Genomic DNA, 16,352 nt, shown 5'->3' on the forward strand with positions numbered 1-16,352 from the left:
AGAACGGAATGATCTGGGAAGCAGATGTTTATTATGAAAAGGGGTTCAACAGAAAATGTCTAAAATCAAAGTGATGACAATTTTCGGTGTGCGTCCGGAAGCGATTAAGATGGCTCCTCTCATTTTGGAGCTTCAGCGCCATCCGGAGCATATCGAGTCCGTGGTATGCGTTACAGCTCAACATCGCCAGATGCTTGATCAGGTTCTGGAAGTTTTTAATATTCACCCTGACTATGATCTGGATGTAATGAAGGATCGCCAGACACTCAATGAAATTTCCATACGTGTACTTCAAGGTCTGGAGCCCGTATTGCGTGAGGCGAAGCCTGATATTGTGTTGGTTCACGGCGATACGCTGACGACTTTCCTGGCTAGCTATGCAGCCTTTATGCAGCAAATTGAAGTAGGGCATGTGGAAGCAGGTTTGCGGACATGGAACAAGCTTTCTCCATATCCTGAGGAAATGAATCGTCAGCTCACAGGTGTGCTGTCCGATCTGCATTTCTCGCCTACTTCTTTGTCGGCTGGAAATTTGCGGAAGGAAAATAAGCCTGAATCGCGAATATATGTAACAGGCAATACAGTTACGGATGTGTTTCAGTATACAGTTCGCCAGGACTACGAGCACCCTGTACTGGACTGGGCTCAGGGCAAACGCCTAATTCTCATGACAGCACATCGTCGGGAGTCCCAAGGGGAACCGCACCGTCAGATTTTTAACGCGGTTAAGCGGATCGCAGACGAGTTTGAGGATATTGCTATTGTTTACCCGGTTCATCCGAGCCCGGCCGTGAAGGAACCTGCATTTGAAATTTTGGGCAACCATCCGCGTATTAAGTTGATTGATCCGCTGGATGTAGTGGATCTGCACAATTTTTATCCGCACACGCATCTGATTCTTACGGATTCCGGTGGTCTTCAGGAAGAAGCGCCTTCGTTCGGAGTACCTGTGCTGGTGCTGCGTGATACGACCGAAAGACCGGAAGGGATTGAAGCGGGTACCTTGGAACTGGTGGGTACAAGTGAAGAGAACGTGTACAGTCGGACCAAGGCTCTTTTGACAGATTCCGCGTTGTATGAGTCTATGAGTCAGGCAGCGAATCCTTACGGTGATGGACAAGCATCTATAAGAATTGTCAATGCGATTTTGCACCATTATGGTGTTCAAACAGAACGTCCTGAAGAATTTCACACAATGTTCACAAAAGGCGTTCGTTCGTAATCATTAATCTTTACAAGGTAAGCATACAGTTAAACTGTACGGTTACCAAGGGATACAGCATTTTTAGATGCTTTGTCGACTGATTTTTATACTTTAGGGCGCTAAAATATCTCAATTGACAAAGCATCTTATATTTAAGTAAAATGGACTGGAATTGCAGGGGTGACATGAGAAAAGTGGTCAAACCTTCCAAGCAAAACAACAACCGAAACAACACCGGAAATGCCTTTAAGGCTATAGGACTGGTGAGCGCGATCGGCATTGATTTGACGATATGCACACTGGGTGGTTTCTATGCCGGGAAATGGCTTGATGCCAAACTTGGTGGATCTGGAATCTGGACTGGCGTAAGCGTTCTCGCAGGCTTGGTTGTAGGCGCATTGAGTATTGCCCTTGTGATCGGAAAGGTACTGAGGGACAAATGAATGAGATGACCCGAATGCAAAAGATGTTATGGATCGTAGCGCTTATGATTATGGCTCTGTGTTTCCTGGTCTCCGCCTTCATGCCCCAACATCGTGACATTGCTCACGGAATCATTCTGGGAACGGGAGTAAGCTGTCTAAATGTGCTATATATGGCCTACAAGATTCGACAGGTTGCGAGTGCGGCTGCCGGTGAAGGAAAGAAGAAAAAGGTGGGGATTGGCTTTGGCGTTCGATTGGCGACCTCTATTTTGGCAGTGGTGCTGGCTATGGAGTTCCCAGCCTATTTCCATGAGATCGCTGTAATGGCAAGCCTGGTAACTGGACAATTTCTTCTTTTAATTATAGGCATCATATTCACGCTACAGGAAAAATAATGGCTCAACTGAGAAAGGGGTGAGAAAACATGTTGCATGAATCACCGATTATCGAATTGGGCGGGTTTAACATTGACTTGTCCGTCATTATTATGCTTTTTGTGACTTGCGCGATTGTATTTGGACTAGCATTTGCTGCAACACGCAATTTGTCTGTGGACAATCCGAGCAAACTGCAAAATTTTATGGAATGGGTCGTAGAATTCGTTCAAGGACTGATTTCCAGCACAATGGATTTGAAAAAAGGGAAGCCCTTCCTCTCCTTGGGGATGACGCTGATCATGTTCATTTTCGTGGGCAATATGCTGGGTTTACCGTTCGGAATTGTGACTGAATTCGATAATGTGCAAAGTGCCCAAGTATTTGGACATGAAATCATTCCAGTCAAAGAAGCACTAGAACAAGCACAGGCGTCTCACCCGGGCGAAGCTGCCCATGTAGGTATCAGCTGGTGGAAATCACCTACCGCAGATGCAGGGGTGTCCATTGGACTGGCATTGATGATCTTTGTCCTGGTTCATTTCCTGGGAATCTTCCGTAATACCAAAGCTTACTTCAAGCATTACGTTCAGCCATTTCCGTTCTTTTTGCCAATTAACTTGATTGAACAGTTTTCAAAACTATTGACACACGGTATGCGTCTATTCGGTAATATTTTTGCCGGCGAAGTTTTGATTAGTGTTCTGCTGAAAATGACAGCACTTGGTGTGGGAGGTATGGTTGCTTCCGTATTGGGGCTCGTAGTTTGGCAGGGATTCAGTATTTTTGTCGGTAGCATTCAGGCGTTCGTCTTCACCATTTTGACGTTCGTATATATATCACAGGCAATTGACACACATGAAGAAGAACATTAGGTGAATTATGTTTCAGGTTTTTAGTTAAGTTCAGGAGTACGCTTCGCGCTTAACTGCAAATACATGTACAATACAAATACACATCTCTAAGGAGGATTTTTAAAATGGGAGCTTGGGCATTAATAGCAGCAGCTATCGCAGTAGGTTTGGGTGCGCTTGGCGCAGGTATTGGTAACGGTCTGATCGTAAGTAAAACAGTTGAAGGTATCGCTCGTCAGCCAGAGGCGAAGTCCACCTTACAAACTATTATGTTTATCGGTGTAGGTCTGGTCGAAGCCCTACCTATTATCGGTGTCGTTCTGGCATTTATTTTTTACGCTAAGGCTTAATGAATTGAACTAAGCAAGGTTTGGCGGGGAAGGCACAGCCATCCGCGCCTTCTTTGTTCGTTGGAACATGAAAGATCCAGAACCGACGTTCACCGGAAAGGAGTGACTTCAATTGAGTTTAAATTGGACAAGTATCGTTTTCACTATCATTGCATTTTTGATCTTGTACTGGTTACTGACGCGCTATGCATTTGGCCCTCTCTTTTCCGTTATGGAAAAGCGGCGTCAACTCGTGTTACAGCAAATGAATGAGGCGGCACAAACGCGTGAACAGGCTGTTGCTTATGTTGAGGAGCAAAAGCAGGCTCTCCAACAGGCGCGTAAGGAAGCCTACGATATTATAGAACAGTCAAAACAAACAGGTAACAAGCAAGCGGAACAAATTATTATTCAGGCTAAAGACGAAGCTGTCCGCCTGAAAGACGAAGCTGTTCGTGAAATCACAAGCGAGCGTAATAAGGCAGTTGCCGAACTACGCAGCGAAGTGGGTAAAGCTTCGGTACAAATTGCTTCCAAACTGATTCAAAAGGAAATCAAGGAAGACCAAGTCCAGGGAGAGCTTGTCGACCAATACCTTAAAGAGGTAGGAGGCAAAGCATGAGCCGAGATACGGTAGTTGCCAAACGGTATGCGAAAGCTTTGTATGAAGTAGCAGAGCAGGAGCAAACCATTATGGAAACCGAACAGGAGCTACGTGCTTTTGTAGAAGCTGTATCGGGGGATGCTGAAATCCGTAAATTCATTAATTCTCCTAACATTACGGAAGCAGTCAAGCTTCAGGTTCTGGCTAGCAATTTTGAAGGCAAGTTGTCTGCGTCGCTGATTAACACGATTAAGCTGCTGATTCAGCGCAGTAGAGCAGATTTGTTCGAATCTCTCTTGGCCGGATATCTCGATATTCAGGAATACAAGCTGGGAATTGCCCATGCTAAGGTGTATTCGACTTATGCTTTAAGTGAGCAGGAAAAAACAGCGGTAGCCGAGGAATTCGGAACCCGTGAACATAAAACAATCCGTGTGGAAAATATAGTGGACCCGAGTCTGCTGGGCGGATTGAAAGTGGTTATCGGCGATACACTGTACGACGGCAGTCTGGCCGGCAAGCTGGATCGTCTCGAGAAATCCTTTAACAGACGAGTATAGAAGATAGGGGTGAACACACTTGAGTATCAAACCTGAGGAAATCAGTTCATTGATTAAAAGTCAGATTGAACAATATAAAAATGATATCGAGGTCGTTGAAGTCGGCACTGTTGTTGAAGTCGGCGACGGTATTGCCCGCGTCTACGGACTGGAAAAAGTTATGGCCGGTGAATTGGTCGAATTCGACACTGGCGTATTGGGCTTGGCGCTCAACGTGGAAGAAAGCAATGTCGGTGTTGTTATTTTGGGTCAATTCTCCGACATTCGTGAAGGTGGTCAAGTAAAACGTACAGGCCAGATCATGCAAGTCCCTGTAGGCGAAGCGATGATCGGGCGTGTAGTTAACCCGCTGGGGCAACCAGTAGACGGTAAAGGACCGATTGCTACAACAGAATTCCGTCCGGTTGAAAGTCAGGCTCCAGGCGTTATGGCCCGTAAATCGGTACATGAGCCTATGCAGACAGGAATTAAAGCTATTGATGCGATGGTACCGATTGGTCGTGGTCAACGTGAGTTGATTATCGGTGACCGTCAAACAGGTAAAACTTCTATCGCAATCGATGCTATTTTGAACCAAAAAGGCAACGGCATGAAATGTATTTATGTTGCTATTGGTCAAAAACAATCCACGGTTGCTCAAGTTGTTGAAACATTGCGTCGTCATGGTGCGCTGGAATACACGATTGTCGTTACGGCATCTGCTTCCGAACCATCACCATTGCTGTACATTGCTCCTTACTCTGGCTGTGCCATGGGTGAGTACTTTATGTACAAAGGCGAGCACGTCCTCGTTGTTTATGATGACTTGACTAAACAAGCGTCTGCTTACCGGGAACTTTCCCTGTTGCTGCGCCGTCCACCGGGTCGTGAAGCATATCCGGGTGACGTTTTCTACCTGCACTCTCGCTTGCTGGAACGTGCAGCGAAGCTGAATGATGAGCTCGGTGGCGGATCACTTACCGCATTGCCATTCATCGAGACACAGGCTTCCGACGTTTCTGCATATATTCCAACTAACGTTATCTCCATCACGGATGGACAGATCTTCCTGGAAGCTGACTTGTTCTATGCAGGGCAACGTCCGGCGATCAACGTAGGTATTTCCGTATCTCGTGTAGGTGGCTCCGCTCAGATTAAAGCGATGAAAAAGGTTGCAGGTTCCCTGCGTCTGGATCTTGCTCAATATCGCGAGCTTCAAGCGTTCTCCCAATTCGGGTCCGACTTGGATAAATCCACTAAAGCCCGTCTCGATCGCGGTGCACGCATGATGGAAATTTTGAAACAAGGTGTTCACCAACCGCTTGCTGTAGAGCAACAAGTAGTGAGCTTGTATACTGCTGTAAAAGGCTTCCTCGATGATATCCCTGTAGCGGATGTAAAACGTTTCGAAAAAGACTTCCTGTCTTTCATGGAGTCCGATCATCAGGATGTGCTTCAATCAATCCGCGACACGAAAGACTTGGTTGCTGATAATGAAGCAGCTTTGAAGGTAGCTATCGAGAAATTCAAAAAATCATTCGCCACGTCGGTTTAATTACATTGGAATTTGCCTGTTTATGATGAAAGATGTCCTAAGGAAGCGTACCCTCTGGGTTGTGGCTTCCTTGGCATGTTTTACCCTCAATAACAGGCCCTTTAACATATGTGCGGCTGGATTTTAATCTTATGAAGTTAGCTTTGGTTTGGCCAAAGCTTGAAGGTGGTGAAATCATGGCAAAAGGTATGCGCGACATTAAACGTCAGATTAAAAGTGTGCAGAGTTCGAAGCAGATTACGAAAGCGATGGAAATGGTCGCTGCCTCCAAACTGAGAAGAGCTCAAGAGAAAGCAGAGTCGGCTCGACCTTACTCGGAAAAGCTCAAAGAAGTTGTGAGTAGTATTGCCTCTGGAGCGAATAACATCAAGCATCCAATGCTGGAGAGTCGTCCGGTTAAAAAGACGGCTTATCTCATCATTACATCTGATCGTGGTCTGGCTGGTGGTTATAATGCTAATATTCTGCGACAGGTTACGCAGACGATTGCTGAACGTCACCGTTCACAGGATGAATTCGTGATTTTCATCATTGGGCGAAAAGGACGGGATTATTTCAGACGTCGTGAATTCCCTATTGCAGAATCGGTAACAGATCTATCAGATACACCTGCATTTTCAGATATCAAAACGATTGCTAGCAAAGCCGTACAAGGCTTTGAACTTAAAGAATTTGATGAGCTTTATCTATGCTATAACCGCTTTGTTAACGCATTGACTCAAATTCCAACAGTTGATCGGTTGTTGCCGATGGCAACACCGGATTCAGCTACAGCTTCATCCTCAATTAATTATGAGTATGAACCTTCACCAGAGGGAGTGCTGGAAGTGTTGCTGCCCCGTTATGCGGAAACGCTCATTTACGGCGCTTTACTGGATGGTAAAGCAAGTGAACTGGGAGCGAAAATGACGGCGATGGGAGCTGCTACGAAGAATGCTACCAAGTTGATTGGAGAGCTTTCCTTGACCTATAACCGTGCTCGTCAAGCGGCTATTACCCAGGAAATTACGGAAATTGTCGCAGGGGCTAACGCTCAGTCTTAATACGACTGGCTTGCGACTATTTGATAACAGGGTCTACACTATTATGATAAACTGCGGGCGCAAAACAAATCAGAATGGTTCAGATTTGCGGCTGTGCAAGCTTGTAGGAGGGAAACCAAAAGATGAACAAAGGACGCGTAGTGAGCATCATGGGTCCGGTTGTCGACGTTGAGTTTGAACGTGGACAGCTTCCGGAAATTCTGAATGCTATTCATATTGGGACTGTGCTGGAGAGCGGAGTCAAAATTGATCTGACGCTCGAAGCTTCAAAACATCTAGGTGACAACCGTGTGCGTTGTATTGCCATGTCTTCCACAGATGGTTTGGTTCGTGGAGCTGAAGCAATTGATCTGGGAGCGCCTATCTCTGTACCTGTCGGCGAAGCTACTCTTGGACGTGTATTTAACGTGCTTGGAACGCCAATTGACAATGGTGCTGATATGAGTGAAGCGGCTAGAAATCCGATTCACCGTCAAGCGCCTTCTTTCGAAGAACTGACAACTCAAGCAGAGATGCTCGAAACTGGTATTAAAGTTATCGACTTGCTGGCTCCTTATGCCAAGGGCGGTAAAGTCGGATTGTTTGGTGGTGCTGGTGTAGGTAAAACCGTAACCATTCAAGAACTGATTAACAATATCGCTCAGGAGCATGGTGGTATTTCTGTATTTGCGGGTGTTGGTGAACGCACACGTGAAGGAAATGACTTGTACCATGAAATGAGAGATTCCGGCGTTATCAACAAAACAGCGATGGTGTTCGGACAAATGAACGAGCCCCCAGGTGCACGTTTGCGTGTTGCCCTCACAGGTCTAACGATGGCGGAATATTTCCGTGACCAAGAAGGCCGTGATGTGTTGCTCTTTATTGATAACATTTTCCGCTTTACCCAAGCAGGCTCTGAGGTTTCTGCCCTGTTGGGACGTATGCCTTCTGCAGTAGGTTACCAGCCTACGCTGGCAACGGAGATGGGGCAATTGCAAGAACGGATCACTTCTACTAAAAAAGGTTCCGTTACTTCCATTCAGGCGATCTACGTGCCTGCGGATGACTATACTGACCCGGCTCCTGCTACAACGTTCGCTCACTTGGATGCTACAACGAATCTGGAACGTAAAATTTCCGAAATGGGTATTTACCCGGCGGTTGATCCACTCGCATCGAGCTCCCGTATTTTGTCTCCAGACGTTGTGGGTGAAGAGCATTACAATGTAGCGCAAGGGGTAAAACAAATTTTGGCCCGCTACAATGAGCTTCAGGATATTATTGCGATCCTGGGTATGGACGAGTTGAGTGAAGAAGATAAAATGCTGGTAGCACGTGCCCGTAAAATCCAGCGTTTCCTTTCACAACCTTTCCACGTTGCTGAGGCATTTAACGGCTTCCCGGGTAAATATGTACCGGTTAAAGAAACGGTGCGTAGCTTCAAAGAAATTTTGGAAGGCAAGCATGACAACCTTCCAGAAGCGGCCTTCCTTTTTGTAGGAGCCATTGAAGAAGCAGTTGAAAAAGCTAAAACGTTGTAAACATACAGGCAGAGAATAGCCGAGCCTTACGAAGTGAGCTGTCTGTGGACAGCTTCCAGGAGGGATTCAAGTGAGCACCTATTTACTAGAGATTGTGACGCCGGAGCGCCTGGTCTATGCAGAACAGGTAAACAGCATCAGTGTTCGCGGCTCGGAAGGCGATCTTGGGATTTTACCAGGACACCTTCCCTTGGTCACTCCCTTGAAGATTGCACCGGTTCGCATTAAAATCGGTGGTCAAACTGAAGTGATCGCGGTCAATGGGGGCTTTATTGAGGTCCGCAAAGACAAAGTGGTCATTTTGGCTGAGAGTGCGGAACGTTCCGAAGATATTGATGTGGAACGTGCTCGTGCGGCAAGGGAGCGGGCAGAACTGCGGCTCCAGAGCAAGCAGGAACAGATAGACCATCATCGGGCAGAAGTCGCTCTGCAACGGGCGCTTAACCGATTGAATGCCACAAGTATCAGAACCAATAAGAATTAATATTGGATTTTGAGTGGAATTTAAAAAGGGTTCGGCATAGTATACGGATGGAATGACAAAGAGACCACTTCATAACTTCTGCCCAAGAATGCCTGCAGAAGGTAAAGTGACGCCTTTGCTTCCTTCGATCACTGTGATCGAGCCCTTTTTTTAGCTGTCTTTTCCAAAAGTATAGTCCTATTTCTAGGTTGATAGCTAGGTATTTAGTACCTTTTAAATTCGCGAAACAGAAGTGATTATTCACATTTTGTCGAAATAAATGTACTGGAAACATAAATAGCACTAGCATATTAGGCGCTTGCCGAGTATTATAAAGAAGTCTGTGACGCAGATGGGAGGAATTACGGATGAACGGGAAGCAGCAGTTGGCTGAACAGTTAAGTCAATCGGCGAGTATGACCGCGCTGGTCTCCATGATCGTATCGCTCGTCTGTATAGCGTTAGCTTGGTGGGCTTTGCAGAGCTTAAAGCTGGATTTGTTAATCCGGCAACCCAAAGGACCGCAGGGCAGATTGCTGCACTTGTTTCTTGCTATTATTTTGGGACAGTTGGTTTCTGGTTTCTTATTGAGCTACATCTCTTGGAGCCAGATGCTGTAGAATTTGTTTTAACATGAAGTAAGCGGGTTATATGACTTTATGACTGTGGATGTGCAGGAATTGTCGAATAACATCATGCCATATTGTTAACAATGGTAAACAAAAGCACCGTACTTGTATAACAGCCTGAATCCGTTAGAACGCAGGTGGTCGTCAAGTGTAAAAAACGCTTGTATACTTGTTTTAATCAGTGGTATGATGGCAGTTAGGGTATTAATAAAATCTTGTTTTTTTATGTAATGAAAAAGCAAGGCATGAAAATAGCGGAATATGTTCTTTTTTCCAGAATGGAAAAGGGAAATGACGCGCGGAGGGAACCATAGATGAGCAAATTTATCGTCCGCGGTGGCAACAGATTGACCGGGAGTGTCAAAGTCAGCGGAGCCAAAAACTCAGTTCTGCCGATCATCGCCGCTTCTCTGTTAGGAGAAGAAGGAGAAAGTGTTATTATGGATGCACCTCCTCTAGACGATGTGATGACCATTAACAAAGTGCTGGAGTCCTTAGGAGCAGGCGTTACATACCAAGACGAGGTCATTCGTGTTGACGCGCGGAAGATAATTTCCTGTGAAGCCCCTTACGAGTGGGTTAGGAAAATGCGCGCATCATTTTTGGTTATGGGGCCATTGCTTACACGTTTGGGACGTACAAGAATCTCGCTTCCAGGCGGATGCGCAATTGGAACAAGACCTATTGATCAGCATTTGAAGGGGTTCGAAGCGTTGGGCGCCGAGATAAGCTTGGGCCAGGGCTTTATTGAAGCTAAAAGTAACGGTCGTCTGCGTGGAGCTAAAGTTTATTTGGATGTAGCCAGCGTAGGAGCAACCGAGAATATTATGATGGCCGCTACTCTTGCTGAGGGCGTAACTACCATTGAGAATGCTGCTAAGGAACCTGAGATCGTTGATCTCGCCAACTTCCTGAATGGCATGGGAGCCAAAGTACGCGGTGCAGGCACAGGCGTAATTCGTATAGAAGGCGTCGAGAAGCTGCATGGAGTAAAACATACGGTCATTCCCGACCGGGTAGAAGCAGGTACTTATATGGTTGCTGCTGCGATCACAGGCGGGAACGTATATGTAGAAGGCGCAATATCCGATCATTTGGGACCGGTTATATCCAAGATGGAAGAAATGGGTGTAACGATTCAACCCGATGAAAATGGTATTCGTGTCATTGCGGATAAGCCGCTAAAGGCCGTTGATGTTAAAACGCTGCCTTATCCTGGGTTTCCAACCGATATGCAGTCTCAGATGATGGCACTTCAACTTGCCGCTGAAGGAACGAGCATCATTACGGAAACTGTGTTTGAAAATCGTTTCATGCATGTGGATGAATTTCATCTCATGAATGCAGAAATTAAGGTCGAAGGTCGTTCGGCGATTGTAACTGGCAATGCTAAGCTGACGGGTGCGAAAGTAACCTCGACAGATTTGCGTGCAGGTGCTGCGTTAATTCTGACTGGACTTATTGCAGAAGGTACAACGGAGGTATCTGGCGTTCATCACATCGATCGTGGTTACGTTCATTTGGCGGAGAAACTGACTGGATTGGGAGCGGATATTTACAGAGTGACTGTCGATGAATCCAAACTGGATCATTCGGCTAGCACAGAGCGTGTTGTAGCAGAAGAAACGCCGGGGAATCTGTTCAAGAAGATTCAGCCTTCCCTCGCCTAACCTTTAACTTATTGGCATAGGTATAAACTTGAACAATTAGAACCAAGTCCGAAAGGGCTTGGTTTTTTTGTGTTTTTGCTGCTTGTCTTTTTCATTCTTTCAGTTCTCTTAAAACGGTTCTATCAAAGTGGACGACCTCATATGATTGAAAATATCTGCTGGAGTATATCTGTACTTTCAGCCGGACACTTAGCCCTTTGATGGAGGTTTCAGCCTATGAAAGATTCACAGGTTCGCATCCGTATACCAATTCATCATCCTCAGGAACATCGCCAGGCCTCACTTGCGGAGGAAAGCTCTGGCTCTATAGCAACTTCGTTGCAGAAAAATAAACTTATGCAGCAGCATGCAGAATCAACAGATGCATTTCCGACTATCGCCAAGACCAATCGGTGTACCACAGCGTTGACTTCCACTACTCACACTGTCGGTACGATACTTCCTGAGGCTGGAACATCGCCCGGTAACACATACGACGCAAGCAGGCGGCGGGGACCGCAGCCGCATCTGCGACCTGCAGCCGGGCGAGCTCCGCGTTGGGGCAGCCGCCGCCCATGGCTGCCATTTGCCGCCATGGCAGGGGTGCTGGTGCTTGCCATGGCTGTGCCCGCACTCATGGCATGGCCTCGCCAGGCGGCGCAGCCTTTGCCGACTGGGAGCCGCACAGCCGCACCCGCGCAGTCTAATACGACGGCAAAGAGCGAGGCACCCGTCACGCGCCTGCCGGGTGTCCCGCCGATACCGGCCGTACCCGCTGCTCCAGCGCGTAGCGTTCCGGTCGTGGCAGAGCCGGACGTGCGGGTGTACGTCACGTCTACTGGCCGGACGGAGACATTACCTTTGGAGCAATACATTGTCGGCGTAGTAGCAGCTGAAATGCCGCCCAGCTTTGAGGAAGAGGCATTGAAAGCACAGGCTATCGCCGCGCGTACGTTCATTACCCGGCGTTTGTTGGCTGATGACACCAGCGGCGCCCCGGCGGGCGCAGATGTGACAGATACCGTTAAACACCAGGCTTACATCTCCAAAGCTAAACTTACTAGAGAATGGGAGCGTTCTGGTAAATCCGCAGATCTGGCAAAAATTCGCCAGGCTGTGCGCGAGACCAAGGATACAATCATGGTATATGAGGGTAAACCCATTACAGCTTCTTTTTTTTCTACCAGCAACGGCTATACCGAAAATTCAGAGGATGTATGGGCGAAGGCCGTGCCCTATTTACGAAGTGTGTCTAGTCCATGGGACAAGCAGCTGGCCCCCCGTTTTACAGAAACCGTCACACTGAGCCGTCAGAGCGTGTTCGATAGATTGGGATTGAGTCGTGCTGCGGTCACTGCTTCTACTGGAGGTGGGAGTATGCCAGAGATTCGTATACTCTCCAAGACAGAAGGGCATCGCATCAAGAAGATTGAGGTGGGAGGCTTGGTCTTTACGGGGCCGGAGATTCGTAACAAACTAGGGCTACGATCAGCTGAATTTACGTGGAAGACCGAAGGGGACCGGATTGCTATAACAACCTATGGGTATGGCCATGGCGTCGGTATGAGCCAGTGGGGAGCCAATGGAATGGCTAAGGAAGGTCATACCGCCACTCAGATTCTTCTTCACTATTATACTGGTATTTCTTTTGCGAATGCCTCTCGTATTCTAAGTTAGTAAATTTTTCGTAACTTTGAAGTATAAAAGAGTTGCGCCCGGTAACACTGGTTACTGAGGTGATGAGCAAATGAGTGAACAAAATAAAAACCAGAACCAAAATCATGAAGATACACCCAAAACCTTTCAGGGTGGAAGAGCTTCACGGCCGTCTTCGTGGAAAAAGCTGTTGTCCAAAAGGTGGGCATACCCGGCAGCCTACATTGCCGCAGCAGCCATTATACTAACCTTAGTGTGGGTCTATCAGGATGCTAGCCAGAAGTCTTTCAAACCTGACCCAGCTAGTCCATCGGTACAAAGCACAAGCGCAGTGAGTACTGATGTTAACGAACAACAACCAGAAAGTGTGGAGGTTGTTGCTCAGTCAGAAAATATCGCATGGCCGGTGGCAGATGCTAGCGCAGTGCAGGTCGTAAAGCCTTTCTTTGACGAAAACGCCACAGCTGATGAGCAAGCGGCAGCTATGGTAGAGTACGATAAAACATTTACCGCTAACACGGGGATTGACCTTTCTCGGTCCGACGATCAGGCGTTTGAAGTGAGAGCCGCTCTGAGTGGAAAAGTATCTCGTGTGGAACAACATCCGCTGGTAGGTAACGTCGTAGAAATCACGCATGATAATAATCTCAAAACAGTGTACCAAAGCTTGAGCGATCTGAAAGTAAAAGAAGGCGATCAAGTGAAACAAAATGATGTGATTGCTTCAGCAGGGCGCAACGAGCTTGAAAAGGATTTGAAAACACATCTGCATTTTGAAGTGTACCAGGATGACAAGCCGGTGAATCCAGCAGGTCTGCTTCCTAAAAAATAAATGGACCATAGCTTTGCATGCAAAGCGGGGAATTCAAATTCCCTGCTTTTTTCTTGTGCAGTTTTAGCGCATGAGGTAAACATAAGCTGCTTTTGCCAAATAAATAGGCCTTCCGAAGCATGTCTTCCCACCAAACCGCGAATATATAGGCACGCTCCTCATATAATGTACCAAACTATCCACAGTAGGGAGGCGGGAGCGTGCACGATTACATCAAGGAACGGACCATCAAAATCGGTCGCTGTATCGTGGAAACAAGGAATACGGTCCGTACGATTGCCAAGGAATTTGGTGTCTCCAAGAGCACGGTGCATAAAGATCTGACCGAACGGCTGCCTGAAATTAACCCGGATCTTGCCGATCAGGTGAAGCACATTCTCGAATACCATAAATCCATCCGCCATCTGCGGGGGGGTGAAGCGACGAAAATTAAGTACAAAAAAACGAGTGGGAAAAGAAGGGGAATTCTTGTTTCCGGCAAGTCCTAAAAATATATAGTGAATTGGCTGGCAAAGCCATTGAATCAACCCCCTGAAGTATGATATGTTAAAAGATGGTACAAGACGAAAAATGACATGTAACCGTAGGTTTATACATATATTTGCCGCTTCTTGTCGAATCTTAGCTTTTTAAAATATCACTTTGGGGGCCTTTTTAATATGTTCAGTAATGATATCGGTATCGACCTCGGTACGGCCAACGTGCTTATCCACGTCAAAGGTAAGGGGGTTGTTCTTGACGAACCTTCCGTTGTTGCGATAGAAAGCGATACAAAAAGAGTTCTGGCTGTCGGAGAAGAAGCGCGCCGTATGGTAGGACGTACTCCTGGTAATATCATAGCCATCCGTCCATTGCGTGATGGTGTCATCGCCGATTTTGAAGTAACAGAAGCGATGTTGAAATATTTTATTAATCGGGTAGGGGGAAAAAGCTGGTACAGCCACCCTCGTATTTTGATTTGTGCGCCGACGAACATTACCTCAGTGGAGCAAAAAGCGATTCGTGAAGCGGCGGAGCGTAGCGGGGCGAAAGAAGTATTTTTGGAGGAAGAGCCAAAGGCAGCTGCCATCGGGGCAGGAATGGATATCTTTGAGCCTAGCGGCAACATGGTCGTAGATATCGGTGGCGGAACAACAGACGTTGCAGTCCTCTCTATGGGAGATGTTGTAACAGCTTCTTCTATTAAAATGGCAGGGGACAAATTTGATACAGCCATCATGAAATATGTAAAAACGAAGTACAAGCTTCTCATCGGGGAACGTACGGCTGAGGATATCAAGATTGCTATCGGAACCGTGCATCCGAGCGGACGACGTGCTGAGATGGACATCCGTGGACGGGATATGGTATCCGGATTACCCAAGACGTTAAGTATTTCCGCGGAAGAAGTGCAAGATGCGCTGAGAGATCCCGTGTCAGCGATTGTAGCTGCAGCTAAGTTTGTACTGGAGCAGACCCCGCCGGAGCTATCAGCCGATATTATTGACCGTGGTGTCATTTTGACTGGCGGTGGTGCGTTGCTTAGCGGTTTGGACGAGCTGCTTGCTGAAGAATTGCGTGTTCCAGTGCTGGTTGCTGAAGATCCGATGCATTGTGTCGTTAAAGGTACAGGAATTATGCTGGATAATTTGGATCATGTGGTTAAGAAAAAGTTCTAATCTGCCGATAGTGACTATAAGAGACTCGTGTGCGGTCAGGCAGGTTGCCTAGCATTTTGGCTTTAGTGCCTCCATGCGAGCATATAATTGATGAGCAGAGTATAGGATTGGGGTGCACGATACATGTTGAGAGGTTTATATACTGCGGCCGCCGGAATGATGACACAACAACGACGTCATGACACTGTGACGCAAAATATTGCTAATATGAATACCACGGGATACAAACAGGAGAATAGCGTTCAACGCTCATTCCCCGAAATGCTTATTTCCATGACGGGGGGAAACCCTGATAACCCGGACCGTACGGTCGGCAAGCTCAATACTGGCGTTTTTGCTGAGGAAAGCCTCTCTCCTTACATTCAGGGAGCGTTGAAGGATAGTGGGCAAACTACGGATTTTGCGTTACAGTCCAATATTAATGTGAACGACCCGGCTACTGGTCAACCTATGGCTTTTGATCAGGCTGGAAAATTCATCAATGCTAACGGTGAAGTCACCTATCGTCCAGAAGCGTTTTTTACGGTACGGGACAATAATGGTAATGTCCGCTATACACGTGATGGGCATTTCCAAGTAAATGGAACGGGAGCATTGCTTTCGTCGACTGGTTCAGCAGTGTTGGATACGAATGGAAACCCAATTCAATTGACGGGGTCTGTCTCAGCGCTTAAAGTAAATGAACGGGGTCAACTGGTGGACAGCCAATCCAACCAGTTGCTCGGAACGACGCTTGGAATTAGTGTGATTGATCGGCCGTACCAGCTCGTTCGTGAGGGCAACGGTAATTTCCGCCTGAATGATACGGATGGTGCTACGGCTAGAATGATGACCGCTAATGATACTGTATCTGTTCGCCAGGGCTATCTGGAAGTATCTAATGTAGATGCTGCTCAGTCGATGGTGGACATGATGGCTGCGTTAAGAGCGTATGAAGCGAATCAGAAGGTTATTCAATTTTATGATAAAAGCTTGGACAAGGCCGTTAACGAAGTAGGCCGTGTATAACAGGGGG

Annotated in this window: 18 protein-coding genes; all 18 read left to right on the forward strand. The window is 47.0% G+C overall.

Features of this window, described 5'->3' with window-relative positions; all coding sequences use genetic code 11:
- The first annotated feature begins 55 nt into the window (after positions 1–55).
- Complete coding sequence (gene wecB / locus KSP24_RS05555; RefSeq protein WP_137079396.1) at positions 56–1,222, forward strand: non-hydrolyzing UDP-N-acetylglucosamine 2-epimerase; 1,167 nt, start codon at positions 56–58, stop codon at positions 1,220–1,222.
- A 167-nt stretch (positions 1,223–1,389) separates the two neighbouring features.
- Positions 1,390–1,647 carry an AtpZ/AtpI family protein gene (locus KSP24_RS05560; RefSeq protein WP_013373440.1) on the forward strand — a complete coding sequence of 86 codons (258 nt, stop codon included), beginning with the start codon at positions 1,390–1,392 and terminating at the stop codon, positions 1,645–1,647.
- Positions 1,644–2,024: an ATP synthase subunit I gene (locus KSP24_RS05565; RefSeq protein WP_013373439.1), complete on the forward strand. Its 381-nt coding sequence runs from the start codon at positions 1,644–1,646 to the stop codon at positions 2,022–2,024. The genes KSP24_RS05560 and KSP24_RS05565 overlap by 4 nt, the downstream gene beginning before the upstream one ends.
- A 29-nt stretch (positions 2,025–2,053) precedes the next feature.
- The gene (gene atpB, locus KSP24_RS05570) at positions 2,054–2,878 is read left to right on the forward strand and encodes a F0F1 ATP synthase subunit A (protein WP_013373438.1); all 825 of its coding nucleotides are present in this window, start codon (positions 2,054–2,056) and stop codon (positions 2,876–2,878) included.
- Between the two features lie 104 nt (positions 2,879–2,982).
- Positions 2,983–3,207: a F0F1 ATP synthase subunit C gene (atpE, locus tag KSP24_RS05575; protein WP_013373437.1), complete on the forward strand. Its 225-nt coding sequence runs from the start codon at positions 2,983–2,985 to the stop codon at positions 3,205–3,207.
- Positions 3,208–3,319: 112 nt separating this feature from the next.
- Positions 3,320–3,808, forward strand: coding sequence for a F0F1 ATP synthase subunit B (gene atpF, locus KSP24_RS05580; RefSeq protein ID WP_013373436.1), 489 nt, complete (start codon positions 3,320–3,322; stop codon positions 3,806–3,808).
- Positions 3,805–4,350 carry a F0F1 ATP synthase subunit delta gene (locus KSP24_RS05585; RefSeq protein ID WP_013373435.1) on the forward strand — a complete coding sequence of 182 codons (546 nt, stop codon included), beginning with the start codon at positions 3,805–3,807 and terminating at the stop codon, positions 4,348–4,350. The genes atpF and KSP24_RS05585 overlap by 4 nt, the downstream gene beginning before the upstream one ends.
- Positions 4,351–4,369: 19 nt before the next feature.
- On the forward strand, positions 4,370–5,884 hold the full coding sequence (gene atpA / locus KSP24_RS05590; RefSeq protein WP_216974658.1) for a F0F1 ATP synthase subunit alpha: 1,515 nt from the start codon (positions 4,370–4,372) through the stop codon (positions 5,882–5,884).
- A gap of 176 nt (positions 5,885–6,060) precedes the next feature.
- Positions 6,061–6,927: an ATP synthase F1 subunit gamma gene (gene atpG / locus KSP24_RS05595; RefSeq protein WP_013373433.1), complete on the forward strand. Its 867-nt coding sequence runs from the start codon at positions 6,061–6,063 to the stop codon at positions 6,925–6,927.
- A 122-nt stretch (positions 6,928–7,049) separates the two neighbouring features.
- Positions 7,050–8,450: a F0F1 ATP synthase subunit beta gene (gene atpD / locus KSP24_RS05600; protein ID WP_013373432.1), complete on the forward strand. Its 1,401-nt coding sequence runs from the start codon at positions 7,050–7,052 to the stop codon at positions 8,448–8,450.
- Between the two features lie 70 nt (positions 8,451–8,520).
- Positions 8,521–8,934 carry a F0F1 ATP synthase subunit epsilon gene (locus KSP24_RS05605; protein WP_013373431.1) on the forward strand — a complete coding sequence of 138 codons (414 nt, stop codon included), beginning with the start codon at positions 8,521–8,523 and terminating at the stop codon, positions 8,932–8,934.
- 347 nt (positions 8,935–9,281) lie between these two features.
- A complete protein-coding gene (locus tag KSP24_RS05610; protein WP_216974659.1) occupies positions 9,282–9,533 on the forward strand; it encodes a DUF1146 family protein in 252 nt (83 codons plus the stop codon).
- A gap of 323 nt (positions 9,534–9,856) precedes the next feature.
- On the forward strand, positions 9,857–11,212 hold the full coding sequence (murA, locus tag KSP24_RS05615; RefSeq protein WP_016324823.1) for a UDP-N-acetylglucosamine 1-carboxyvinyltransferase: 1,356 nt from the start codon (positions 9,857–9,859) through the stop codon (positions 11,210–11,212).
- 216 nt (positions 11,213–11,428) lie between these two features.
- Positions 11,429–12,868 carry a stage II sporulation protein D gene (spoIID, locus tag KSP24_RS05620; RefSeq protein WP_216974660.1) on the forward strand — a complete coding sequence of 480 codons (1,440 nt, stop codon included), beginning with the start codon at positions 11,429–11,431 and terminating at the stop codon, positions 12,866–12,868.
- A gap of 70 nt (positions 12,869–12,938) precedes the next feature.
- Complete coding sequence (spoIIQ, locus tag KSP24_RS05625; protein ID WP_013373427.1) at positions 12,939–13,679, forward strand: stage II sporulation protein SpoIIQ; 741 nt, start codon at positions 12,939–12,941, stop codon at positions 13,677–13,679.
- Positions 13,680–13,879: 200 nt separating this feature from the next.
- Positions 13,880–14,167 (forward strand): sporulation transcriptional regulator SpoIIID, encoded by a 288-nt coding sequence (gene spoIIID / locus KSP24_RS05630; RefSeq protein ID WP_013373425.1) that lies wholly within the window; start codon positions 13,880–13,882, stop codon positions 14,165–14,167.
- A gap of 171 nt (positions 14,168–14,338) precedes the next feature.
- On the forward strand, positions 14,339–15,337 hold the full coding sequence (gene mreB / locus KSP24_RS05635; protein ID WP_016324820.1) for a rod shape-determining protein: 999 nt from the start codon (positions 14,339–14,341) through the stop codon (positions 15,335–15,337).
- Positions 15,338–15,460: 123 nt separating this feature from the next.
- Positions 15,461–16,345 carry a flagellar hook-basal body protein gene (locus KSP24_RS05640; protein ID WP_064961675.1) on the forward strand — a complete coding sequence of 295 codons (885 nt, stop codon included), beginning with the start codon at positions 15,461–15,463 and terminating at the stop codon, positions 16,343–16,345.
- The last annotated feature ends 7 nt before the right edge of the window (positions 16,346–16,352 follow it).

It is taken from the genome of Paenibacillus sp. AK121 (assembly GCF_019042715.1).
Lineage (GTDB): Bacteria > Bacillota > Bacilli > Paenibacillales > Paenibacillaceae > Paenibacillus > Paenibacillus polymyxa_C.